Annotated in this window: 24 protein-coding genes and 1 pseudogene; 13 read left to right on the forward strand and 12 right to left on the reverse strand. The window is 40.7% G+C overall.

What is annotated here, in order from left to right; all coding sequences use genetic code 11:
* Positions 1-237 (reverse strand): annotated as a pseudogene (locus LV85_RS19965) (hypothetical protein); the annotation flags it as partial.
* 113 nt (positions 238-350) lie between these two features.
* Between LV85_RS19965 and LV85_RS19970 the strand changes: the two are divergent.
* Positions 351-1,196, forward strand: coding sequence for a 6-bladed beta-propeller (locus tag LV85_RS19970; protein WP_158531216.1), 846 nt, complete (start codon positions 351-353; stop codon positions 1,194-1,196).
* A 95-nt stretch (positions 1,197-1,291) separates the two neighbouring features.
* Here the strand turns inward: LV85_RS19970 and tsf are convergent, their stop codons facing one another.
* The 8 genes from tsf to LV85_RS20010 all read right to left on the reverse strand — a co-directional run bounded on the left by tsf (position 1,292) and on the right by LV85_RS20010 (position 7,639).
* Positions 1,292-2,122, reverse strand: a complete 831-nt coding sequence (gene tsf, locus LV85_RS19975; protein ID WP_111322759.1) for a translation elongation factor Ts — start codon at positions 2,120-2,122, stop codon at positions 1,292-1,294.
* A gap of 201 nt (positions 2,123-2,323) precedes the next feature.
* Complete coding sequence (gene rpsB, locus LV85_RS19980; protein ID WP_111322761.1) at positions 2,324-3,085, reverse strand: 30S ribosomal protein S2; 762 nt, start codon at positions 3,083-3,085, stop codon at positions 2,324-2,326.
* 40 nt (positions 3,086-3,125) lie between these two features.
* Positions 3,126-3,512 carry a 30S ribosomal protein S9 gene (gene rpsI, locus LV85_RS19985; protein WP_111322763.1) on the reverse strand — a complete coding sequence of 129 codons (387 nt, stop codon included), beginning with the start codon at positions 3,510-3,512 and terminating at the stop codon, positions 3,126-3,128.
* Between the two features lie 11 nt (positions 3,513-3,523).
* Positions 3,524-3,967, reverse strand: coding sequence for a 50S ribosomal protein L13 (gene rplM / locus LV85_RS19990; RefSeq protein ID WP_111322765.1), 444 nt, complete (start codon positions 3,965-3,967; stop codon positions 3,524-3,526).
* Positions 3,968-4,148: 181 nt separating this feature from the next.
* Positions 4,149-4,859, reverse strand: a complete 711-nt coding sequence (locus tag LV85_RS19995; RefSeq protein WP_111322767.1) for an RluA family pseudouridine synthase — start codon at positions 4,857-4,859, stop codon at positions 4,149-4,151.
* Between the two features lie 78 nt (positions 4,860-4,937).
* Positions 4,938-6,014 (reverse strand): sensor histidine kinase, encoded by a 1,077-nt coding sequence (locus tag LV85_RS20000; RefSeq protein ID WP_111322769.1) that lies wholly within the window; start codon positions 6,012-6,014, stop codon positions 4,938-4,940.
* Positions 6,015-6,023: 9 nt separating this feature from the next.
* The gene (locus tag LV85_RS20005; protein WP_111322771.1) at positions 6,024-6,707 is read right to left on the reverse strand and encodes a response regulator transcription factor; all 684 of its coding nucleotides are present in this window, start codon (positions 6,705-6,707) and stop codon (positions 6,024-6,026) included.
* Positions 6,708-6,847: 140 nt separating this feature from the next.
* The gene (locus tag LV85_RS20010) at positions 6,848-7,639 is read right to left on the reverse strand and encodes a DUF3108 domain-containing protein (protein ID WP_111322773.1); all 792 of its coding nucleotides are present in this window, start codon (positions 7,637-7,639) and stop codon (positions 6,848-6,850) included.
* A 181-nt stretch (positions 7,640-7,820) separates the two neighbouring features.
* Here LV85_RS20010 and recA point away from each other — a divergent pair, with 181 nt between their 5' ends.
* Positions 7,821-8,852 (forward strand): recombinase RecA, encoded by a 1,032-nt coding sequence (gene recA / locus LV85_RS20015; RefSeq protein ID WP_111322775.1) that lies wholly within the window; start codon positions 7,821-7,823, stop codon positions 8,850-8,852.
* Between the two features lie 88 nt (positions 8,853-8,940).
* Here the strand turns inward: recA and LV85_RS20020 are convergent, their stop codons facing one another.
* Positions 8,941-10,188, reverse strand: coding sequence for an ABC transporter permease (locus LV85_RS20020; protein ID WP_111322777.1), 1,248 nt, complete (start codon positions 10,186-10,188; stop codon positions 8,941-8,943).
* A gap of 117 nt (positions 10,189-10,305) precedes the next feature.
* On the opposite strand from LV85_RS20020, the gene queA reads away from it, so the two are divergent.
* From queA to LV85_RS20045, 5 genes are all read left to right on the forward strand, one after another.
* Positions 10,306-11,355, forward strand: coding sequence for a tRNA preQ1(34) S-adenosylmethionine ribosyltransferase-isomerase QueA (queA, locus tag LV85_RS20025; RefSeq protein ID WP_111322779.1), 1,050 nt, complete (start codon positions 10,306-10,308; stop codon positions 11,353-11,355).
* A gap of 100 nt (positions 11,356-11,455) precedes the next feature.
* Positions 11,456-12,145, forward strand: coding sequence for a 2-C-methyl-D-erythritol 4-phosphate cytidylyltransferase (locus LV85_RS20030; RefSeq protein ID WP_111322781.1), 690 nt, complete (start codon positions 11,456-11,458; stop codon positions 12,143-12,145).
* Positions 12,146-12,272: 127 nt separating this feature from the next.
* Positions 12,273-13,103 carry a LiaF transmembrane domain-containing protein gene (locus LV85_RS20035; RefSeq protein WP_111322783.1) on the forward strand — a complete coding sequence of 277 codons (831 nt, stop codon included), beginning with the start codon at positions 12,273-12,275 and terminating at the stop codon, positions 13,101-13,103.
* A 26-nt stretch (positions 13,104-13,129) separates the two neighbouring features.
* Positions 13,130-14,170: a sensor histidine kinase gene (locus LV85_RS20040; RefSeq protein ID WP_245942389.1), complete on the forward strand. Its 1,041-nt coding sequence runs from the start codon at positions 13,130-13,132 to the stop codon at positions 14,168-14,170.
* Positions 14,167-14,892 carry a LytR/AlgR family response regulator transcription factor gene (locus tag LV85_RS20045; protein ID WP_111322785.1) on the forward strand — a complete coding sequence of 242 codons (726 nt, stop codon included), beginning with the start codon at positions 14,167-14,169 and terminating at the stop codon, positions 14,890-14,892. Before LV85_RS20040 ends, LV85_RS20045 begins: the two co-directional genes overlap by 4 nt.
* Positions 14,893-15,180: 288 nt before the next feature.
* Here LV85_RS20045 and LV85_RS20050 read toward each other — a convergent pair whose 3' ends face one another.
* Both LV85_RS20050 and LV85_RS20055 read right to left on the reverse strand, forming a co-directional pair.
* Positions 15,181-15,402, reverse strand: a complete 222-nt coding sequence (locus tag LV85_RS20050; RefSeq protein ID WP_111322787.1) for a DUF2795 domain-containing protein — start codon at positions 15,400-15,402, stop codon at positions 15,181-15,183.
* 78 nt (positions 15,403-15,480) lie between these two features.
* Entirely contained in the window at positions 15,481-16,728 is a 1,248-nt protein-coding gene (locus LV85_RS20055; RefSeq protein ID WP_111322789.1) for a DUF349 domain-containing protein, read from the reverse strand.
* 132 nt (positions 16,729-16,860) lie between these two features.
* Here LV85_RS20055 and ettA point away from each other — a divergent pair, with 132 nt between their 5' ends.
* The 6 genes from ettA to LV85_RS20085 all read left to right on the forward strand — a co-directional run bounded on the left by ettA (position 16,861) and on the right by LV85_RS20085 (position 23,030).
* Positions 16,861-18,540: an energy-dependent translational throttle protein EttA gene (ettA, locus tag LV85_RS20060; RefSeq protein ID WP_111322791.1), complete on the forward strand. Its 1,680-nt coding sequence runs from the start codon at positions 16,861-16,863 to the stop codon at positions 18,538-18,540.
* A gap of 327 nt (positions 18,541-18,867) precedes the next feature.
* The gene (locus LV85_RS20065; RefSeq protein WP_111322793.1) at positions 18,868-19,320 is read left to right on the forward strand and encodes a MarR family winged helix-turn-helix transcriptional regulator; all 453 of its coding nucleotides are present in this window, start codon (positions 18,868-18,870) and stop codon (positions 19,318-19,320) included.
* A 77-nt stretch (positions 19,321-19,397) separates the two neighbouring features.
* Positions 19,398-19,925, forward strand: a complete 528-nt coding sequence (locus tag LV85_RS20070) for a YceI family protein (RefSeq protein WP_111322795.1) — start codon at positions 19,398-19,400, stop codon at positions 19,923-19,925.
* A gap of 111 nt (positions 19,926-20,036) precedes the next feature.
* Positions 20,037-20,987, forward strand: a complete 951-nt coding sequence (locus LV85_RS20075) for a ring-cleaving dioxygenase (RefSeq protein WP_111322797.1) — start codon at positions 20,037-20,039, stop codon at positions 20,985-20,987.
* Positions 20,980-21,588, forward strand: a complete 609-nt coding sequence (locus tag LV85_RS20080; RefSeq protein ID WP_111322858.1) for an alpha/beta hydrolase — start codon at positions 20,980-20,982, stop codon at positions 21,586-21,588. Before LV85_RS20075 ends, LV85_RS20080 begins: the two co-directional genes overlap by 8 nt.
* 245 nt (positions 21,589-21,833) lie before the next feature.
* Positions 21,834-23,030, forward strand: a complete 1,197-nt coding sequence (locus tag LV85_RS20085) for an ATP-binding protein (protein ID WP_111322799.1) — start codon at positions 21,834-21,836, stop codon at positions 23,028-23,030.
* The last annotated feature ends 321 nt before the right edge of the window (positions 23,031-23,351 follow it).

The raw sequence follows: 23,351 nt of genomic DNA on the forward strand, positions 1-23,351 counted from the left end.
CGTATCATAACGCAGCCAGTCACAATGAATATAACGGCTAGCCCCAGTCCAGATGCTTAGCCAAAATGAGGTCACAATATCTGCCGGATCATAGCCTCTGTTAGATCCCGGCTGAGGTAAATCAAGGGAGCTGAGATACTCCTTGATTCCAGTCTGATCCACAAAACGCTTCATCAAACTCATTCCCCCAAAGGGTGTGACTGGCTTGTCGGAATACTCAATCGGCAGATTAACCATTTTGGTGAGATTTAATTCTATTAAAAATCGTGGTTTTCTATTCCCTTTCAAAGATTTTGGATCACTTTACTATTCCTATTGCATAATTGGGGTTTAAAAAGGAGTCTGAAGGGATGGGGCCAAATGAGTTGTATTCCGCCAGAGATTTCACTATAAACAAAGAATTAGATCAATTGGTAGTTTATGACGGAAGACTTGGGAAATTTTTAACCTACGATTTGGAAGGAAACTGGAAAAGCGAATTGAAATTCACGGGATTCTCCATCTATGATTTGATTAATTTGAATGGAGAATTATTTTTTTATGATGGATTAGCTGTAGATCAAAACGAAAAGGTTCTAAAGTTAGATTTGGTTACAAATATTACAACTGCAATTAATATCAATGACAAGGATAGGACAATAATTACGAGAGGAATGAGTCCTCCTTATTTTACACCTTCCCATGATGAGGAATCAGCCTTTTATAAGGATTGGGGGAGCAATTCCGTATTTGAGTTTTCTGAAAATAGGGTTCTTCGAGAAATTAATTTTTCCTTTTCAAGTAATGAATTCATTCCAAATCATACTGCATATGAGGCGACAGATTATGTTAAGGAGTTGAAAAATAAAAATCAATACTCAATCAATAGTCATATGATTGATAGCAAAAATATTTTGCTTTTCAATATAGATAAGGGAGCTCGTCGTGAATTAGGTATCTGGGTAAAAAGTAGAAGTACTGCAAATCTTGTAACCTTTAGTAATAACATGGATGAAATATGCCCTGATTTTAGTGCTATCCCTGTTGATGCTATGATGCCTGGTTTTATTACTTGGGCAATATTTCCTAGAGAATTAAAGATATATTTGAATAATAAAAATGGGAATGATAATGCTTACAATTATTTTGCATCTAAGTATAATGTAGAAGAAGATGGTAATCCTGTTCTATTTGTGTACAAAATTAAGGATGAGTGATTTTTTTATTCTTAGAAATAGTTAGGATATTATAACTAAAAAAAACCTCTTCAAAATCAATTGAAGAGGTTTTTTATATTAAAGATCTTTTCGGATTAACCGATAGAAACTCTTTTGAATGCAGATACAGTCATTCCTTTGCTTACACCGTCAAGGTATTGAGCGATAGTTTTGCTGTTATCTTTTACAAAAGTCTGGCTAAGAAGTGTGTTCTCTTTGTAGAATTTGTTCAGTTTACCCAAAGCGATTTTCTCAAGCATTGCTTCTGGCTTACCTTCCGCTAGTGCTTGCTCTTTACCTACTGCGATTTCTCTTTCTACTACAGAAGAATCAACTCCGTCCTTGTCAAGAGCAACTGGGTTCATCGCTGCAATTTGCATTGCTACGTCTTTTCCAGCTTCTTCTACGTTAGTTCCGCTTGTGTTAGTCAAACCTACCAATACACCTAATTTGCCATTAGAGTGGATGTAAGGAACTACTGTTTCAGCTTCAATTACTTCGAAGTGAGAGATCTCAAGCTTTTCACCGATTTTACCAGTCATTTCAGTAATCTTAGCAGCTACCAACTGATCTTCGAAAGGAAGAGCAAGTATTGCTTCGATAGTCGTAGCCGAGTTTTCAACTGCGATATCCATTAATGAATTGGCGAAAGTCACGAAACCTTCGTTTTTAGCTACGAAATCTGTTTCACAAGTCAATGTAAGAATATAGCCTTTGGAGCCGTCAGCAGAGATTCTTGTTACAGCCACACCTTCTTTAGTCTCACGATCAGCTCTGGAAGCAGATACTTTTTGACCTTTCTTTCTGAGGATGTCAACAGCTTTCTCGAAATCACCTTCTGATTCGGTAAGAGCTTTTTTGCAATCCATCATACCGGCACCGGTCATTTGTCTCAATTTGTTTACTTCTTGTGCAGTAATTGCCATTGTGTTATCAGTTTAAAATAAAACGGGATAAATTCTTTTGGAACCTTGAGCTCAACTCATCAAAGAGGGGCTGTACTCCAAGGCTTGATTATAGTTACTTCTTGGTGGCTAGCACCTTGAAGGATAGGATAAAACAAAAAAATTGAACATAAGCCGAAACTTGATGTTCAATTTTTAATTTATTTCAAATCAAGTTGTGGATTATTCTTTTGTTTCAGCGTCCACAGCTTTCTTAGCTTCTTCCTCTTCAGAAAGTTTAGCTTCTTCTTTGTCTCTCTTACGTTCTGAAAGACCTTCTTCGATAGCTGCACCGAACGCTTTAACTAGTAAAGAAACGGACTTGAAAGCATCGTCATTAGCAGGGATAGGGAAATCAACCTCGTTCGGGTTAGAGTTCGTATCTACTAATGCGAAAACAGGGATACCAAGCTTTTTCGCTTCAGCAATTGCAATGTGTTCTCTTTTGATGTCCACGATGAAAAGCGCAGCAGGTAGTCTGCTCAAGTCAGCGATACCGCCAAGAACATCTTCCATTTTGTCTTTCTGACGTGAAACCATCAAACGCTCTTTCTTCGCAAGGTTCTTGTAAGCTTCCTCCTTCATCAATTTGTCCAAACCGGACATTTTCTTCAATGATTTACGGATAGTTGCGAAGTTGGTCATCATACCACCTAACCATCTTTCAGTTACGAAAGGCATGTTAAGTCTCTTCGCTTCAGTAGCTACAAGGTCTTTCGCTTGCTTCTTAGTAGCAACGAACATCACTTTTTTGCCTGAACGTACGATTTGCTTGATTGCGTTAGATGCTTCGTCGAGGCATACAAGCGTTTTGTTAAGATCGATAATGTGGATACCATTTCTCTCCATGAAAATGTATGGAGACATTCTTGGATCCCACTTTCTCGTCAAGTGTCCGAAGTGAACACCAGCATCTAGTAAGTCTTTATATTCTAATTTTGCCATTATAAAATGTGTTTTTCTTATATAAGGAGGAGTCTCCAGATTAACGTTTAGAGAACTGGAACTTTCTTCTTGCTTTTCTACGTCCTGGCTTCTTACGTTCTACCATTCTAGGGTCACGAGTAAGGAAACCTTCTTTTTTCAAGGCAGGTCTGTGTTCGATGTCGAATTCGCACAAAGCCCTGGAGATAGCCATACGGGCTGCTTCTGCCTGACCTGTACTTCCGCCACCATCTACATTGATCTTGATGTCGTAGTTGCCATCCACGCCTACTAGCGTAAGCGGCTGCTTTACTACGATCTGGTGAAGTTCAAATGGGAAGTGAACTTCAAGAGATCTGTTGTTTACGGTGATAGTACCATTTCCTGGAGCCATGTAAATTCTGGCTACAGAGGTTTTTCTTCTACCGATTTTGTTGATCATTTCCATGAAATAGACGATTAAAGAGTGATGGTTTTAGGCTGCTGCGCTGCATGCGGATGCTCAGATCCTTCATACACGTACAAGTTGCCGTATAATTTTCTTCCCAATCTGTTTTTAGGCAACATGCCTCGTACAGCTTTCTCGATCAAGATTGTTGAAGACTTGTCTTTCAATAATCTTGGCGTAGAAATACGCTGTCCACCTGGATAACCTGTGTGTCTCACATATACTTTGGAGTCCCACTTGTCACCAGTTAGTCTGATTTTGTCTGTATTGATTACAATGACATTGTCACCACAATCAACGTGAGGAGTGAAGCTTGGCTTCGTCTTACCTCTTAAGATTTTCGCTACCTCACTAGCCAATCTACCTAAAACTGCAGCTTGGGCATCCACTACCACCCATTGCTTTTCTACAGTTGCGGCATTGGCTGATACGGTCTTATAGCTCAAAGTATCCACTGTGTAACTGTTTAATATTTAGCTTGTTAAATTTATTTCACCCTCAAAAAGGGACACAAAGATAGGAGTATTTTTTTTTCGATGCAAAATATTTCCAATACTAAGTCCTAATTTTCACAGGCTTAGCTTTTTACTACCAATCATAATTGGGTTTTTCTTACTGCTTTTCGATCTGAAAATCTTAGCTGGTTTTCTCTAATTGATTAACCAAAACCTTGAAATCCTTCGGATAAGGCGCATTTACGAATATTTCCGTGTCGTCCATACCCTTAAATCCAATCGAATAAGCATGAAGCGAAACCCGCTGCATAATTGGTAATTCTTCTGTCTCTTTTTTTAAATTGAAGCGACGCTTGATAGAAGATAGGTATAAAGGCTTGCCTCCGTATAAGCTGTCTCCACAAATGGGCGACTTCAGGTAGGCCAAATGAACCCGTATCTGATGCAGTCTCCCAGTGATGGGTTTGCACTCGACCAAGGTGTGTGCGTAGTAGGTCTTCAAGGTATTGAAAACTGTCTGCGCTGGCTTGCCGTCTTTACTTACTTTGGCGATTCCTTTGTTGTTGGCTAAGAGATTTCGGTCTACAAGCTCATCGCTGAATTCCTTGATCCCTTCCACCACTGCATGATAGACTTTGTTTACTTTTCTGCTTTCAAACTGCATGGCCAAATGCCTGTAGGCCGCTGGATTCTTGGCAATCACTAGACATCCTGAAGTTTCCTTATCCAATCGATGACACAGCTGGGAATCGGGGGTGTGTGCCTTGGCTAAGTCTAGGATGTTCTGCGCTTCGTGCCTATCGTCTAAGCTTGATAGGTACGGCGGTTTATTGATTACCAGGTAATCCTCGTTTTCAAACAGAATAAGATTATCAAAATCTACTTTCTTCATGGATTCTCCTGCCTCTTCAATTGAGGCTGCAAAAGTAGGGAAAAAAGGATGGGTAAAAAACTTCTCCGGCTTTTATTCTTAGAGATTTACCACTTTAGGTTTGTCTTCATCAGCCTCGTTTTTCACCAAAGGCAATGAAAAGCTGAAAATAGATCCTTTGCCCACAGTGGAGCTTACAGAAATCTTGCTTTTATGTCCTTCGAGGATATGCTTGACGATGGCTAATCCCAGGCCAGTACCGCCTTTTTCCTTGGATCTGCTTTTTTCCACACGGTAGAAACGTTCGAAAATACGTTTAAGGTCTTCTGGTGGAATTCCTTGTCCATCATCCTGGATATCTACTTGGATCGTGTTCTTCAACGTTGTAAGAGCAACATTCACCTCACCACCATTGTGATTGTACTTCATGGCATTGAAGATCAGGTTTTGGCAGACACGATAAATCTTCTGTCTATCACCAGTAGTGAGGTAATGCTTAGTCGGTTCTACCTCAAATTTGATATGCATATCCCGCTTGGAGGCTTTGTGTTCTAGCTCCTCCATTACTTCCTCCATGAGCTCCTTGAGATCAAATTCAGTGAAATTGAATTTGATGACTCCGCTTTCCATCTGGTTGAGCGTGAGCAGATCCTGAACTAGGATATCTAGTGAATCCAAGCTTTTGGCGGCACGCTTCAAGAATCGCATCCGAACTTGCTTGTCATCTATAGCTCCATCCAATAGCGTATGAATATAGCCTTGTGTAGCGAAGATAGGGGTCTTTAGCTCATGCGAAATATCAGCAATAAATTCCCGCCTAAACTCCGCATTTTTCTGAAGAGTGTCTATTTCCTTCTGTCTTGCAATCGCATAGGAGTTGATGACTTTGTTGATTTTCCGCAGGGGAGAAATAGATGCTTTTTTGCCTTTTTCACTGATTTCAGACAGGTCTTTCCGTTGGATTTTTTCCAACAGAGAATAGATATCTCCGATTTCTTTGAAAATGAAAAATTCCAGAGTAAATGAGATCAGTAGGTATGCAGATGAAAAAGATACCCCCCAAGCTACCAATAGCAAGAGGAAGCTGGACTCGTCCATTAATGACAAAAATGCCGCAACCAGAGCCGAAATAGCTAAAGCCAGGATCAAAGAAATTCCTCTGGAAGTGGTAAACATGGATTGTGCTTAGTCGAATTTGTAACCTACGCCTTTTACTGTAGTGATATAATCTTCGCCTATTTTCTCACGCACTTTCCGGATATGTACATCGACGGTTCTTGCCAATACAAATACGTCAGCGCCCCAGATATTCTGAAGAAGTTCGTCTCTACTGAAAACGATATTAGGGTTTTTGGCTAGGAAATACAATAGCTCAAATTCTTTCTTGGGAAGGGTGATTGTCTTTCCAGCTTTGTCTATCGTATAGCTGCCTCGGTCGATAATGAGATCTTTTATTTTGACCTGGATCTGTTCTTGTTCTTTTTTGGACTCCCGTCTGAACAAAGCTGAAATCCTACTCATCAGCGCTCTTGGTTTGATAGGCTTGGTGATGTAGTCATCTGCTCCCACATCGAATGCCGCTACCTCTGAGTACTCTTCCATACGGGCAGTAAGGAAAATAATAAAGGTGTTTTTCAGTTCGGGAATCTGTCTGATCTGCAGACATGTCTCTACGCCATCCTGATTAGGCATCATGATATCAAGTAGTATCACATCAGGCAAAAATTTTGCAGCAGTCTTTACTGCCTTTATTCCATCTTCTGCAGTAGCTACTGCATAGCCTTCTTTTTCGAGATTGTATTTCAGGATTTCAACAATATCAGGTTCATCGTCAACTACCAGAACTTTGATTTTTTGCTTATCGCTCATCAGGATTTCTTAATGTTTGGCTTAAAATTAAGGAATATTTAAGGATTGAAGTCAATTGGAAGTCCCTGCTTAGGCTTGAATAGCATGGGGGTTGTTGATTAGATCAACTCTATATTACCGCTATGTTAAATCTAGTTGAATTAATTGTTTTTTAAACCCTTCGCGGAGATGATATCCAGATTTAAGGAGCCGATGAAGAGATTAGCTTTGATTTTCACCGGGATTTTGTTCTGGTCCTTTGTGACCCATACTTTCACGGGAAATTCTCCTCGGAAAATTTTGTTTTTGGGTACCTGCGGAGAAAAAATGTAGGTTTCCTTTTTACCAAGATTAGTTTCCAAGGTCTCGGTGCCTTCGTAGATTAACTTTATGTTATATGTTTCTTTATCAAAGAATCCTTTGATTTCTATGGCTTCTCCGGCCTTCATATCCTTCAGGTCTTGTAATCTCAGATAATAAAATCCGCTGACGAGATCTTGCACCTGAGTTTTCAGATCGAAGTCCTTTGTTTCTTTGATGTTCTTGTTCTCCTTATCATAAAGCTCCATTGTAGCCTTTTTGTTTATCTGATCGAAGTAAACAAGCTCATGTTTTCTGTAACTTCCCTCTTCGATGTGGCGGTAGGACAAGGAGGGTAGGTTGGTCTCTACATCGAGGTAAGTCCCCCAGTTATCATTTACTTTTCCAAAAATCGTGGCAGCACCTTTGGTCTTGCCATAGACATCTATTTTATAGTGGGGTTTGTTATTCTGTTCTTGGGGTCTTTTAGAGATCTGCAGCTTCGCATCAGCCAGATTCAACCATCCATAGGAAACCTCAAATGATAATTCTTCGCCAAAAGTAAAAGGGGAATCGCCGACTGAACCCTGTGCAGCTAGCTCTGAGAGAGTAAGTAAAATGACAAGTGTAAGTGATCCTAGGATTCTTTTCATAAATTATATTGACAATACCTGACGAAAAGGGCAGTATTCTATAGGTATTACGAAAAAGCGTGCCGAAAGGCGATTAAAATTACGAATTTAGTATCCCAAAACAATAGACATGCCCTCCTTGGTAATAGTCTGTTGTTTATTTACTTTCACTAAACAATTGTTTTCACAAATTCAAAAACATATGAGTAACAACGCTGAAAAATTAAAGGCCCTGCAGCTGACTATAGATAAGTTGGATAAAACATACGGTAAAGGCACCGTTATGAAGTTAAGTGATAATAAAGTGGTGGATATCCCAGCTATTTCTACCGGTTCATTGGGTTTGGATATCGCATTGGGTATAGGGGGTATACCTCGTGGCCGTGTGATAGAGATTTATGGTCCGGAATCTTCTGGTAAAACCACCTTGACCTTGCATTGTATAGCTGAAGCGCAGAAAGCGGGTGGATTAGCGGCATTTATTGATGCAGAGCATGCCTTTGATAAGGCTTATGCGGAGAAGCTAGGGATCGACACAGAGAACTTATTGATATCTCAGCCTGATAATGGTGAGCAGGCTCTTGAAATCGCCGAGCATTTGATCCGCTCTGGAGCGATTGATATTATCGTGATTGACTCCGTAGCTGCTTTGGTGCCAAAAGGTGAACTGGAAGGCGATATGGGGGATAGCAAAATGGGCTTACAGGCTAGGTTGATGTCTCAGGCTTTGCGTAAGCTGACCGGAGCGATCAATAAGACTGGATGTTCTTGTATTTTCATCAATCAGCTTCGTGAGAAGATCGGTGTGATGTTCGGTAATCCTGAGACCACTACTGGTGGTAATGCATTGAAGTTCTATGCATCTGTACGTTTGGATATCCGTAGAATCGGCCAGATCAAGGAAAGTGCAGATAATATTCTGGGTAACAGAACGAAGGTGAAAGTGGTGAAGAATAAAGTGGCTCCTCCGTTTAAAGTGGTAGAGTTTGATATCATGTATGGACAGGGGATCTCCAAAGTAGGGGAAATCATTGATCTGGGCGTAGAGCTCGATATTGTCAAAAAGGCTGGTTCCTGGTTCTCTTATAATGGAGAGAAACTAGGTCAGGGTCGTGAATCTGTAAAAACCTTGTTGTTGGATAATCCAGAATTAATGGAAGAGCTTGAAGTGAAGATCAAGGCAGCATCTGGTCTATCAGGTAAAGAGGAAAAGACAACAGCAGAGAAAGAATAAGTAAAGCGATTCTGCTAGGTTCTAATCATAAAAAAAGAGGTTGCTCAACTAATGAGCAACCTCTTTTTGTATCTAGGCTTTGTGAAGCTTAATTGGTTCTGATAGCTTCTACAGGATCCATTCTCGCTGCAAGTGTAGCTGGTACAATACCAGATACAACTCCGATAATGGTAGAAACGCCGAGGCCAAGCATGATGTTTTTGAATGATAAGGCTATCTCCAAACTACCCAATTGGATAAAGGTTAGGAAATAGACAATAATTATCCCCGTGATTCCACCAATCAAACTCAGACATATTGATTCGAAAAGGAATTGGAACAGGATAAAGTAGTTTTTGGCTCCAAGTGATTTTTGAATTCCAATAATATTGGTTCTTTCTCGGACGGATACGAACATGATGTTTGCGATTCCAAATCCACCTACAAGTATTGAAAAACCGCCAATTACCCAGCCTGCCACAGAGATTACGTCAAAAATAGATCCGATCGCATTTTGAATAAATTCTGTTTTGTTGAGGGCAAAGTTATCCTCGTCTCTTGGCTTAAGTCCTCTTTTGGCACGAAGCAAACCAGTCATTTCGTTTTCTAAAGCGACCAATCCTATATCTTCCTCCATGCCTTGAACGGCTATGGTTGGCTCCATGCCGTTTCTCCCCGTATAGTACATTTTGCTAAATGCGCCGTATGGTATCAAACAGGCTTCGTCCTTGGATGGAGCATCGAACAATCCTTCGCCTTCTTCTTCAAACACCCCAATCACGACGAATTTCATGCCTTTGATTTTGATCTGCTTTCCGATTACTTCTTGCTGCGGATACAAAGTGTTTGCTATTTCCCTCCCTATGATTGCAAAGTTTCTAGCAGCATTGATCTCGGATTGAGAGAAGTATCTACCTTCTTCCAGTGAGATCTCATACACGTCTTGATAGGAGTAAACAACTCCCGTGAGCGCCATGCCTTCATAGGCATTACTACCTGCTTTTACAGTAGTATTGGAGGAGGCTGAGATAGTGACAGCTTCCGCAGAAGTGAGCCTTTCTTGAAGGAATTTATATTCTTCTACTGTTCCGGGAGGTCTGCGGAAATATTTCCACCACGGGTAATCCTGAGGACCATTTGCAAAGGGGAATCTATCCACTCGCATTACATTTGTGCCTAAGAAAGAGAAGGAGGATTTGATGTTTTTCTCGAGTGAATCCACTAAGGTGAAAACAGCGATAATAGCAAATATACCGACCGTGACACCTAAAAGCGATAATATTGTACGTGTCAGGCTAGTCTTTAACGCTGAGATTGCGAAGCGAAAACTTTCCCATGAGAGTTTAAGAAATAGCATGTCTGTTTAGTTGGTTTAAAACAATTTGTCAAGTTAGCTGAAATTACCTGATATTGTTAGTATCTTTGCATTTTTTAGAGTTATACTATTATCACTCAAGACATCTAAAACTTATCTATGAAATTATCGGATTTCAAATTTGACGTTCCAAAGAAACTAGTCGCTCTTTATCCAGAAGCCAATCGGGATGAATCCAGATTGATGGTGCTCCATCGCGATACGGGCAAAATCGAACACAGAATTTTTAAAGATATTACCGAGTACTTCGGTGAAGGTGATGTCTTTGTTACCAATGATACAAAAGTTTTTCCAGCGAGGCTTTATGGAAATAAGGAAAAAACTGGTGCTGAAATCGAAGTTTTTCTCTTGAGAGAACTTAACGCTGAGTTGAAACTTTGGGATGTATTGGTGGATCCAGCTCGTAAAATCAGAGTTGGGAACAAGCTTTATTTTGGTGATTCAGATCTTGTCGCTGAGGTGATTGACAATACGACTTCTAGAGGACGTACCATACGTTTCTTGTTTGACGGAACTGAAGAAGAATTCCATAAGACCATTGATACGCTTGGTGAGACGCCACTTTTGAAAGATTTTATCGAAAGAAAAGTAGAAGCAGAAGATAAAGAAAGATACCAGACTGTGTTTGCGCAGAATGTGGGTGCTGTAGCTGCTCCTACTGCTGGATTGCACTTTACTCCGCATTTGTTGAAGCGGCTAGAACTTCAAGGTGTGGATGTGACTCCTATTACACTACATGTGGGATTGGGTACTTTCCGACAGGTGGATGTGGAAGATCTGACGAAACATAAAATGGATTCAGAAAACTACAGCATTCCTGATGGAACGGTTGAATTGGTGAATAGATCACTGGATGCCAAAAAGAGAGTGGTAGCTGTGGGTACTACGTCTTTGAAAACTATTGAGTCCTCTGTGACTGCAAATGGTCGATTGAAAGCAAGTAGTGGATGGACAGATAAGTTTATCATTCCTCCTTATGAGTTCAAAATCGCTAATTCATTGATTACCAATTTCCACTTACCAGAATCTACCTTGCTAATGACAGCATCAGCTTTTGGAGGTTACGACTTGGTGATGAAAGCATACAAAGAAGCCATCAAAGAGAAATATCGATTCTTCTCCTACGGAGATGCGATGTTGATCCTTTAATACTGAAAGCTCCGAAAGGAGCTTTTTTTATGTTCACACAGAATTAACTTTGTAGTAAATCCTAAGGAAGTTTGAATTCTTACTTTTGCAAAAAATAAGTATGACAAATAAAGCTGCAATCCTGGTCGCAGGAGGAAGAGGTACAAGAATGGGAGGGCCTGTGGCCAAACAGTATCTGCCTGTCGCAGGGCAGCCGGTATTGATGCGTACCCTTTCTGTTTTTTATCAAGTAGATTCTTCTATTGACTTGATCTTGGTATTGCCCAAAAGCGATTTTATGTACTGGGATGAATTATGTGAGGATTACAAATTCACCATTCCTCATCGTGTAGTCGCTGGTGGAAATTCTAGGTTTCAATCGGTGAGAAATGGATTGGATTCTCTCAAAACTGAAACCAAACTTGTAGCTATCCATGATGGAGTTAGGCCTTTTGTAGATCAAAAAGTCATCCTTGAGAGTTTTGAGGTGGCAGATCGAAGCGGGTCTGCCATTGCTGTGGTTGCATTGAAGGATTCTATTAGAAAGCTAAGAGATGACGGTAAGTCATTCTATGAGGAGCGTCAATATTTCCGATTGGTCCAAACTCCCCAGACTTTTCAAGTGGAGAAAATCAAGAAAGCCTTTACGGTCACAGAACTTCAGCAGTTTACCGATGATGCCACGGTATATGAAAATCAGGGCTGGCAAGTGACCTTGATCTCAGGAAATCCAGAAAATATTAAGATTACCACACCTGAAGACATGGACTATGCTGAATTTGTGGTTGCTAGGCAATTGAGGGATCGGTAAGATTTCTCGCTGATATTTCACCGACTTTTTAGTGGCTTTCACCGACTTTTTGGTTGTGTTGGCCTTTTGTTTATTTCAGGATGTAAATGCTTAGACTACTTTCGATCATCAATTAAACAATAAACAGATGAAACGAAATCGCATAAACAATAATGATGGAGGAATGATCTTCGGATTCATAATCCTCGCAGTAGGTGTCCTGATTCTACTTAGAAAATTGGATGTTTTTTATCCTGATTGGTTACTTTCCTGGCCGATGATATTAATTGCCGTTGGGGTGATTACACTCGTGAAGCACGAGTTCAAAAGTTTTTTTGGAGTAATGATGCTGGGCTTAGGTATGTACTTTCTCTTGGAGAGAGAGTTTAATTTTGACTTTGGTCTACAACGCTTCATTTTCCCTATAGCGCTGATTTTAGTAGGGATTTATCTGATCACCCAGAAGCGAAAGGAGAAACAGGTGATGTCAGATATTCAAGAGAAAATCAAAGCTAAAGCCAATAAGCCAGCCGTCATTGGAGAGGAAACGAAAGCCAAGGAAGAGGGGACCTATGCTACAGATTATGGTACCGGCGCCAAATCTTATGCTGGGATGTCAGGAGTCTCAGGTACAAGCTATTCAGATTCTGTTTCCATAGATTCTATCATGAGTGGTATCAATAAACGCATGTTAACCAAGAACTTTCAGGGTGGAAAATTGACTGCGGCCTTTGGTGGAATTGATCTTGATCTAACCCAATCGGACTTTACTGGAATAGTAACTCTTCAGGTAGATGTGATCTTTGGTGGCATCAAGCTGGTAGTACCGCCGCACTGGGACGTAAGGGTGGAAGTGACCAATATCGCTGCAGGAGTTGAGGACAAGCGTGCTTACCGTCAGTCTGAGGTGGACCAGGATAAAGTGTTGGTAATAAGAGGGACGGTGTTCTTCGGAGGTTTGGAAATCAAATCTTATTAACGAAATTCCCATAAATCCCCAAGCCATTGTTTTCTAGAGCATTTTCAAACCCTTCTAAAAGTAATTGGATCATCCAAGGAGCCGGAGTAATCTGGTTCCTTGGTACCTTTGGTTTACTAGTTTTTTATGGGATTGAGCAATCTACAGCTATCGTAGACGCACTGATTTACGCCTTGCTTTTTTTTCTAGGGGTCAATGTGCTGGATCGAGTTTTTGGATTCTATATCCCTAATGGTAGCAACAATTGGTTGCTGTTGGGCTTGCCGCTTTTATTTAGTTTCGTAGCTGTATTGGCTCATCAGTATTTGCTAGCCTGGGTATATTCAGACAAGGAGGCTTATCAAGTCTTTCTCAAAACTCACTTTTTCCTACGCTGGGCGATTTTGGGTTTGGCGGAGGTATTAGTTGCTTTGATTGCGATCGTCGTATCCAAACTAGAGCAGGAGGATGAAGCACAAAAGAGAGAGGTAATGATGAATGAGCTATCTCGAGAAGCGGAGTTGTCCCAACTCAGACAGCAACTTCAGCCCCATTTTCTGTTTAATAGTCTCAATTCTATCAGTGCCTTGACAGTCTCCCAGCCACTAAAAGCACGTGAGATGGTTCTTCAACTTTCAGACTTCTTACGGGGGACAATCAGGAAGGATCATCAGCAATGGGTGAGTCTGGAAGAAGAATTGAGCTATCTCAAAATGTACCTAGACATTGAACGGGTACGATTTGGACATCGAATGGCAATAGAATTTGATGTCGATGATGAAGTAAAACAAATGCAACTCCCTCAGTTGCTAATTCAACCGCTGCTCGAAAATGCAATCAAACATGGCTTATATGGTATTACGGAAGATGTGAAAATAAGCCTTCATGCTTTCAAAGAACAAAATTATTTGAAGTTGAAAATAGAAAATCCCTATGATCCCACTATGGCTGCACCAAAGGGGACTGGTTTTGGTTTAAGCTCGGTGGATCGTCGCTTGTTTTTGCTTTTTGGCAGAAAGGATTTGCTTGAATCTAAAGCCCAGGATTCCCTTTTTACCGTAATTTTAAAAATTCCCCAACAGAAATGATCAAGACTTTAATCATAGATGACGAGCCTTTGGCGGCAAGTATTGTGCAAGAATTTTTGGCTGGTTTTCCACAATTTGAACTTGTAGCAGTATGTCAGAATGGATTTCAAGGTTTGAAAGCCATTCAAGAACATAAGCCGGATTTAATCTTTTTAGATGTGCAGATGCCCAAAATCACAGGCTTTGAGATGCTGGAATTACTTGATGAACCGCCTGCAGTGATTTTCACTACGGCCTTTGACGAATATGCTTTGCAAGCTTTCGATGCGATGGCTATCGATTACTTACTCAAGCCATTTTCTCAAGAGCGATTTGGGCAAGCTATAGAGAAGTTCATGGGGCAGCAGGGTGGCAATGAAGGATCCATTCAGCGATTGAATGAATTGGCGGAAAAGCGCAATCGTCTGGTCGTGCGTGTCAAGAATGAAATTAAAATCATTCCCACGCATGAAGTGAGTTTCTTTGAAGCTGAAGATGATTACATCGCTATTCATACCGCTTCTGGCAAATTCCTGAAGAAGATGACCATGAAGTCCCTGGAGGAAGCGCTAGATCCGGCCAAATTTGCACGAGTGCATAGATCATATTTGGTCAACTTAAATGAGATTAGCAAAATAGAGCCATACGAGCGCGATAACTACATGGTCCTACTACGTGGAGGAGATAAGGTGCCTGTGAGCAAAACGGGCTATGCTAGACTGCGACAGGTGCTTGGTTTGTAGGGAGGGGAAGTGATCAGTCACAGTTTTTAGTCAGAGGCTAGCCCAAACCTGCCAATTGTAGAGAATGCTGATGTAAATCTTCAGACTTATGCCTACTTATATACAATTTGCTAAAGATTTTCTAATGGAATAGAAGTCTGAAGACTTCAATAATATGGGGTCAAGTCATGAGATTTGAACCAATACCTATGGCACCGCTCGTGTCCACACGCATGCTACAAATATCAATAGCAGAACTCAAAACAATATTAAATGCAAAAAGCCCTGAGTGATCAGGGCTTTTTGCATTTAATATTCGTCTTCGTTGAAGAAGAAATCGTCTTTGGTCGGATAATCCGGCCAGATCTCCTCGATGGTCTCATAAGGTTCCCCATCATCTTCAAGTTCTTGTAGATTTTCTACTACCTCCATAGGAGCGCCTGATCGGATGCCATAATCAATTAATTCATCCTTGGTGGCTGGCCAGGGTGCGTCTTCTAAATAAGATGCGAGTTCAAGTGTCCAGTACATAGTCTTTATTTTAAGGATTTCCGGAGTTTAAAGGGTTGCAAAATTATTCTTTTTTTGAAATATTCAGTGGTGTTCAGACTATTTATAAGCAAGTTGTTTCAAAATATAATTTTTCACATCCACTTTTCTCTTCACGGCAAATAATTTTTTCTTCATCATTATATCAAAATCAGCTGATTGTACGCGGAAATTCTCCGCATTATTTTGTGCTGCTTCCAGCTCAGTTTGATCTCTGTGCAATAAATCTTTTAATAAAGCGGTTTTTATCTGAGTTTGTTCCGCTTCTGGTTTTTCGTCAAAATCAGGATATTTACCATGAACCAATTTTTCTAGAAAAGCTTTCTCAAATACGATGTCTGAGAAAAATTGGAAAGATCTTACGATCAAATTTGCTTCTCTTGGTTTACGTGGTGGTAATTTTCTCCATTCTTCTTGAATTGCTTTAGCTCTTCCGATGAGTTCATAGCTGGAAGGTTTCCCTGCCAAACCTTTGATCTCTTCTGTCAAAGTCTCCACCTTCCGCATTAGTTCCCGAGGGTTCATTTGAGGACCTGTTTGGAGTGTTCTTTTGTAGCGTGAAAATATCCGATTGTTTAATCTTGAAAACTCGTCCCAAAGAGGCTGTCGTTTTTCAGCAGGCACTTTTCCAGCTTCTTTCCACTGTCGTTGAATCTTTTTTGAGATATCAAATGCAGTTTTAGCATCAGGGAAATCGTGTGCTTCTCTAGCCTGAACTACCAATGCCTCGTACACTTTGATGTTTTCTTCCGCTTGAAGTGCTAGTCCTTCAAAGAAATGTCTTCTGTTTTCGAAGAAATGCTGCACCGTATCGTTGAAGGTGGTTTCTATTTCTTCTTGATTTTCCTTATCAACAGGCCCAGTTTTGATCCAGCGAAGTTTGAGTTCTTTATAGAATTCCGTTGTTTCTTTCCAGTCAGTGTCGTCTTTTTTCTCTTCCGCTTCGAGTATCAAAGCTTTTTTGACCTCAAGGTTTTTGTTGCGATTTACCTGTATGATTTCATTAAGGTACTTTTCTTGTTCGCTAAGCTCAGAAATAAGTGGTTCGAAGTCTCCCAAAGCGTCGGCTTGCATAAGCGATTCTCTGAGGTGAATGAGCTTCATTAGGAAAGAACCTTTGTTCTGGTTTTCCTGAATGTCATTTTTGAGTTTGCTTACTTTTTCTTTGAGCTGTTCAAATCTCCCTTCGAAATACTTAAGCGTAGAGGCCTCATCTTCTTTTACTTCACCGATAATTCTATCTTCCTGCCCCAAAAATCCCTTCAAATAGACTTTGTTGTTTTTGATATATCCATACGGATGCTCCATGGTTCTGCAGTAGGTTAGTTGGCGGTTTTCGAATTTCCGCAAATTAATTAATTCAAAAGCACTTATCCTAAGAAAGCGGTTTTTTTGCCATCTTTGATTCTTAAGTGCAATTTTAAAGTAAAAATATAACGCATGAGCGCAGAAAAAATCATCTTTTCCATGGCAGGAGTTTCAAAAATCTATCCGCCACAGAAAAAAGTACTCAAGGATATTTATCTCTCATTTTTTTACGGAGCCAAAATCGGGGTTCTTGGTTTGAACGGTTCGGGTAAATCTTCTCTTTTGAAAATTATCGCCGGAATGGACAAAGAATTCCAAGGAGAAGTAGTCTGGTCGCCAGGTTACACCGTAGGCATGCTAGAGCAAGAGCCTAAACTTGATCCGACTAAAACGGTGAAAGAAGTGGTGGAAGAAGCTGTTTCCGAAACCGTTGATTTGCTGAAGGAATTCGAAGCAATCAATGAGAAATTTATGGATCCTGCCCTGATGGAAGATCCTGATGCAATGAATGACTTGATCGAGAAGCAAGGAGAGGTGCAGGAGAAGCTGGATGCTGCGAATGCCTGGGAACTTGATGTTATGCTTGACAAGGCCATGGATGCGCTTAGACTTCCTCCTAGTGATGCTAACGTAGCTAACCTTTCGGGTGGTGAGAAGAGAAGAGTGGCACTTTGTCGCTTGCTTCTACAAGAGCCTGATGTGTTGCTACTCGATGAGCCTACCAACCACTTGGATGCAGAATCTGTGCATTGGTTGGAACAACACTTGAAAAATTACAAGGGAACAGTAATCGCAGTAACTCACGATAGATATTTCTTGGATAACGTAGCCGGTTGGATTCTAGAATTAGATCGAGGCGAAGGTATTCCGTGGAAAGGAAATTATTCTTCCTGGCTGGATCAGAAGCAAAACCGATTGAAGCAAGAGGAAAAGACAGAATCCAAGCGTCAGAAAACATTAGAGCGAGAGCTGGAATGGATCAGAATGACTCCAAAAGCCCGTCAAGCAAAAGGCAAGGCGAGATTGAGTGCTTACGACAGATTGGTGGGAGAGGAGTCCAAAGAGAGAGAAGCCAAACTGGAACTATTTATTCCTCCTGGACCTCGTCTGGGATCGAAAGTGATCGAAGTGAACGGTGTTTCGAAAGCTTTTGGAGACAAGTTGCTTTTCGAAAATCTAACTTTTGCTTTGCCTCAAGGCGGAATTGTAGGTGTGATCGGGCCAAATGGTGCGGGTAAATCCACATTGTTTAAGTTGATCACTGGGCAGGAAAAAGCCGATGCTGGGAATTTCGAAGTTGGAGAGACCGTGCAATTGGCCTATGTGGATCAAGGACACGATGCGCTAGACCCAGAGAAAACAGTTTATCAGACGATTTCCGAAGGAAATGAGTTGATGATGCTGGGTAATAAGGAAGTGAACTCTAGAGCTTATGTTTCCAAGTTCAACTTCGGTGGAGGAGATCAGGAGAAAAAAGTAGGTGTGCTTTCCGGTGGAGAGCGTAATCGAGTTCATCTAGCCTTGACGCTTAAAGAAGGTGGGAATTTGTTACTTCTCGATGAGCCTACCAACGATTTGGATGTAAACACACTTCGTTCGCTGGAAGAGGCGCTGGAAAACTTCGGTGGTTGTGCCGTGGTGATTTCCCACGATAGATGGTTCCTGGATAGGATTTGTACACATATCTTGGCTTTTGAAGGTGATTCCCAAGTGGTTTGGTTTGAAGGTAATTTCTCCGACTACGAAGAGAACAAGAAAAAAAGACTTGGTGACGTAGAGCCAAAAAGAATTCGATATAAGAATTTGAAATAAGCTTTGAGGTATCTAAAAAACTCATAAGTCAGCACATTATTCAATTAACCATGGTCTGTGTCCGCACAGACCATTTTTTTTGTGTTATGCATAGCATTCATTACAGGAAAACGCCAAAAAACAGATGGAAGTCTTTCTAATAATGTAAATAAATTGTAATTCCTGAAAAATCGAGTTGATCTCTTACTTTGTTGTTGTCCAGAGTTTTATGGGTGTGTAGGTAGCTGAGTCTTATCTTCCTGTATCGAATATTTCAACTTTTTTTTAATCATTTGAAACCTTTATGAGGATTTGTATGTATATACATTAAATACAACAACAAATGATATGGGGAGTCTAGAAGAAGCAATCAAGCAGAAGGAGTTCAAAGACCCATACAATAAATTAGTGGTCAATATTCTCTACACGCATAGTTATTTGGTGTCAGCACAGAATGGGATTTTGAAGCCTTTTGACCTTTCTCCAGAGCAATACAATGTGCTCAGGATTTTGAGAGGGCAGAATGGAGTTCCTACGACTGTGTCATCTATACAAGATAGAATGCTGAACAAAATGTCAAATGCTAGCCGTTTGGTGGATAAGTTGAAAGCAAAACAACTGGTAGAAAGAAGAGAATGTCCAAGTGACCGTCGTCAAGTGGATATTATGATCACTGATAAAGGATTAATAATACTGAATGATTTGCAAACTCATATGGAAGGTTTCAATAATCAAGTGATCAATTTGACTGGGGAAGAAGTGGGCTTGCTGAATTCGCTTCTAGATAAATTGAGAGGGTAAAAAAAATTTATCCTAATACGTGTCTATACATTTAATATCAATACAAACAAAAAATTTAAACTAAATCAACAAAAGCTATGAGTACTACAAAATGGATTATCGACCCTACACACTCTGAAGTGTCTTTCAAAGTAAAACACCTGGTAATTTCTACGGTGACAGGTTATTTCAAGGAATTTGAAGGAGCAGCAGAAAGCACTTCTGATGATTTCGATGGAGCAACCGTATCATTCTCGACTTCAATTGATAGCATCAGTACCAATCAGACGGATAGAGACAATCACCTGAAGTCTGCTGATTTCTTTGATGCAGAAAACCATCCTAAATTGACTTTCGCTGGAAAGATTGTGAATGAAGGTGGAGATTATAAGTTAGTAGGAGATTTGACTGTGAAAGGAAATACAAAACCACTTACACTTGATGTGGATTTCGGTGGAATAGCTGGTGATCCTTACGGGCAAACTAAAGCTGGCTTCGAGATTGAAGGAAAAATCAGCCGTAAAGAATATGGCCTTACTTGGTCAGCAGTGACCGAAGCAGGAAGCGTAGTAGTAAGTGATCAGGTTCGTTTGATCTTGAGTGTACAACTTATAAAGCAAGCTTAAGTAACTTAACCTTTGAGATACTAAAAGACCTTGAAGGTTTGTCTTACTTGAACTGATTAGATCGTTAGATCTCAACGAATACTCATTCTCTTAAATATTTCTCTTATAACCATGAAACCATTAATCACTGGAATCCATCATATCACTGCGATTGCTGGCAATTCTCAAGCTAATATTGATTTCTACACTGGTATTATCGGATTGAGGCTGGTGAAAAAGACGATCAACTTCGATGCGCCTGGTGTCTATCATTTCTATTTTGGAGATGAGTTGGGGCGACCAGGAACTGTATTCACTACATTTCCATTTACTGGTGCCCGCAAAGGTACTAAGGGAGCTGGTGAAGTTACTTACACTGCCTTTTCTATCCCATCTGGATCCTTGAACTATTGGATTGAGCGCCTGAAGAAATATGGTATACCTGTGTCTGATGTGTTGACGAGATTTGGTGATCAATTGATTCGCTTTGAAGATCATGACAGTATGGGGATTGAGTTGGTGGCTAATGATCAGGATGATAGAACCGGCTGGTCTTATGGTCAAGTGCCGATTGAGCATTCGATCAAAGGTTTCTATGGAGCTACTTTGAATCTGCGGGACAAGGACTTAACAGAAAAGTTACTCACTGAGCATATGGATTATCGGTACATTGGAGAGGAAAATGGAAGATTCCGATATGGTACAGCTGGGAAACCGGGAGATATCGTGGATATCGTCATTGATAAATCTGGAAATCGAGGTTCTCAAAGTGCTGGAACTGTCCATCACATTGCTTTCCGTACTGAGAATGCTGCTTCGCAGCTTCTGGTTCAGGAGATCCTGATGCGAAACGGCTATCAGGTGACTGAGGTGAAGGATAGGAATTACTTCACATCAATTTATTTCCGTGAGCCAGGAGGAGTTTTATTCGAAGTGGCTACAGATGAACCAGGATTTACGATTGATGAGAATGAAGCTCACTTGGGCGAGTTGATCAAATTGCCAGAATGGGCTGAGCCTAATCGTGCAAAACTAGAAGAGAGTTTGACGCCTGTTAAGTTGAATGTTGATAAATATGACTAAGATAAAAATAGCAGGCGTGTCCTTGCCGGAGGCTAAAAAAGCTGCAATTCTTATTCATGGAAGAGGAGCAAGTGCAGAGAGTATTCTTTCGCTCGCGCAATATCTTTCTCTGGATGATTATGCGCTTTTGGCGCCTGAAGCGGAGAATGGAACCTGGTACCCATATAGTTTTATGGCTCCAGATTTAGCAAATCAATCTGCTTTAACAAAATCCTTAGAGACGATCAGAGGAGTATGGGATCAAGTAATTGAATCAGGTGTTTTTCCAGAAAATGTCGTGTTCATTGGCTTTTCTCAAGGGGCTTGTCTGAGTCTTGAGTTTGCTGCCCAAAATGCCCAAAAGCTGGGGGGAGTTATAGCCTTTACTGGCGGTCTAATTGGCGAGAAGATTCTGGAAGAAAAGTATTCTGGTGATTTTAAAGATACACCAGTCTTTATTGGAAGTAGCGAAAGAGACGTTCATGTGCCACTTTCGAGAATAAAAGAATCAGAAACCCTACTGAGCAGGATGGGTGCGAGAGTGAAATTATTGATTTTCAAAGATTCAAATCATACGATCCGTCAAGAAGAAATTGAATGGGTCAATGGGAATATATTGTAAATAGGTTTTCTTAATTACGAAAATCCTCTGGCAGTTTGTCAGAGGATTTTTTTTGCTCACCAATTATCGAATTAAGATTCAATCCAGATTTTTTAACTATTAGCAAGCTTCGTTTATGGTTAAAATGATTAAAAAAATGTCTTAAAAATTATCTTGTAACATGCTGATAGTAAAATAAATGTGATGCATTTTAATAATTTACTCAATGAAATGAGTAAATTTACGTAGCTTAAAGAGTAAATGATATGAGTTACCAACGATCAGAGAAAAATCAAATTCAAAAACGTCTTCGTGATGAGCCTCGAATGTTCATTCAGGTGATCTATGGTCCTCGCCAAGTAGGTAAGACTACGATGATTCGTCAGATCATGAAGGATATCAATTGGCCACATACACTGGTTGCGGCTGATGCCGTACCAGCAACTGATAGGTTGTGGATAGCCCAGCAATGGGAAAATGCACGTATGAAGCAAAGCGCAGCGCCTGATGTTCCATATATTCTAGTGATCGATGAAGTTCAGAAAATCGATAATTGGAGCGAGCAAGTCAAAGCAGAATGGGATAAGGATACAGCTGAAGAGCGTGATATTCGAGTGGTGCTTTTGGGGTCGTCTCGATTGATGCTTCAGCAAGGATTGACAGAATCACTTGCGGGGAGGTTCGAGTCCACGTATTTGGGACATTGGTCTTACAAAGAAATGAAAGAGGCTTTCGGCCTTTCACCTGAAGAATTCATCTGGTATGGCGGATACCCTGGAGCGATTCTCCTCAAGGAAGATGAAGACCGCTGGAAGAATTATGTGCGGGATGCGCTTTTGGAGAGTAGTATTTCCAAGGATATTTTGATGCTCACCCGGGTGGATAAACCTGCGCTGATGAAGCGACTCTTCGAGATTGGTTCATCTTATTCGGGACAGGTACTTAGCTTCACCAAGATTATGGGGCAGCTCGCTGATGCAGGTAATACCACTACACTCGCTAATTACCTTGAGTTGCTGAGTGAAGCAGGCCTACTGAGTGGGCTGGAGAAATACAGTCCCAATTTAGTTCGGAAGCGTTCTTCCAGTCCTAAGTTCATGGTGCATAACACGGCGATCATGTCGGGTGTGTCTAACGAAACAATGGATACGCTTCAGGCGGATCATCGGGCGTGGGGTCGCTGGGTGGAGTCAGCAGTAGGAGCACACTTGGTGAATCAGGCCTTCAAGGAGAGAAAGTTGCACATCTATTATTGGAGGGAAGGGAATGACGAGGTTGACTTCGTTGTGGAGTACAAAAAGCGGATTATTGCCCTAGAAGTGAAGACTTCGAGGCTGGGAGGATTGACAGGTATGAATGCCTTCACAAATACTTACCATCCCGAAAAGTCACTTGTCATCGGCCCGGACGGAATTCCCTGGGATGAGTTCTTGCAGATGGATGTGCTAGATTTATATAGTTAAAAGACAGTCATACGGCTGTCTTTTTTTGTGAAAGTCCAGGGAAGTTCCTGCAGATTGACGCAGGAAAAAGTCGTGGGTTTCCGCGGATTGTTAGTCGATTAGGAAGTGCTTTCATCTGCGTTTGTGAAAGCTGATAAATGGGTTTAAATAAATCTTTCGCTATCCTTTGAGTGAAAAATCTTCCTAATTACCAATTACTACTGTCATTTTTCTCTGTTTTTCCCTTAAAAATTATTTTATAATCAATTGATAATCAGTAATTAAGTGTGCTTTTTAATATTTTACTCAATGTGATGAGTAATTTTACGCAGCAAGTAGTGT

The sequence above is a fragment of the Algoriphagus chordae genome, assembly GCF_003254055.1.
GTDB lineage: Bacteria > Bacteroidota > Bacteroidia > Cytophagales > Cyclobacteriaceae > Algoriphagus > Algoriphagus chordae.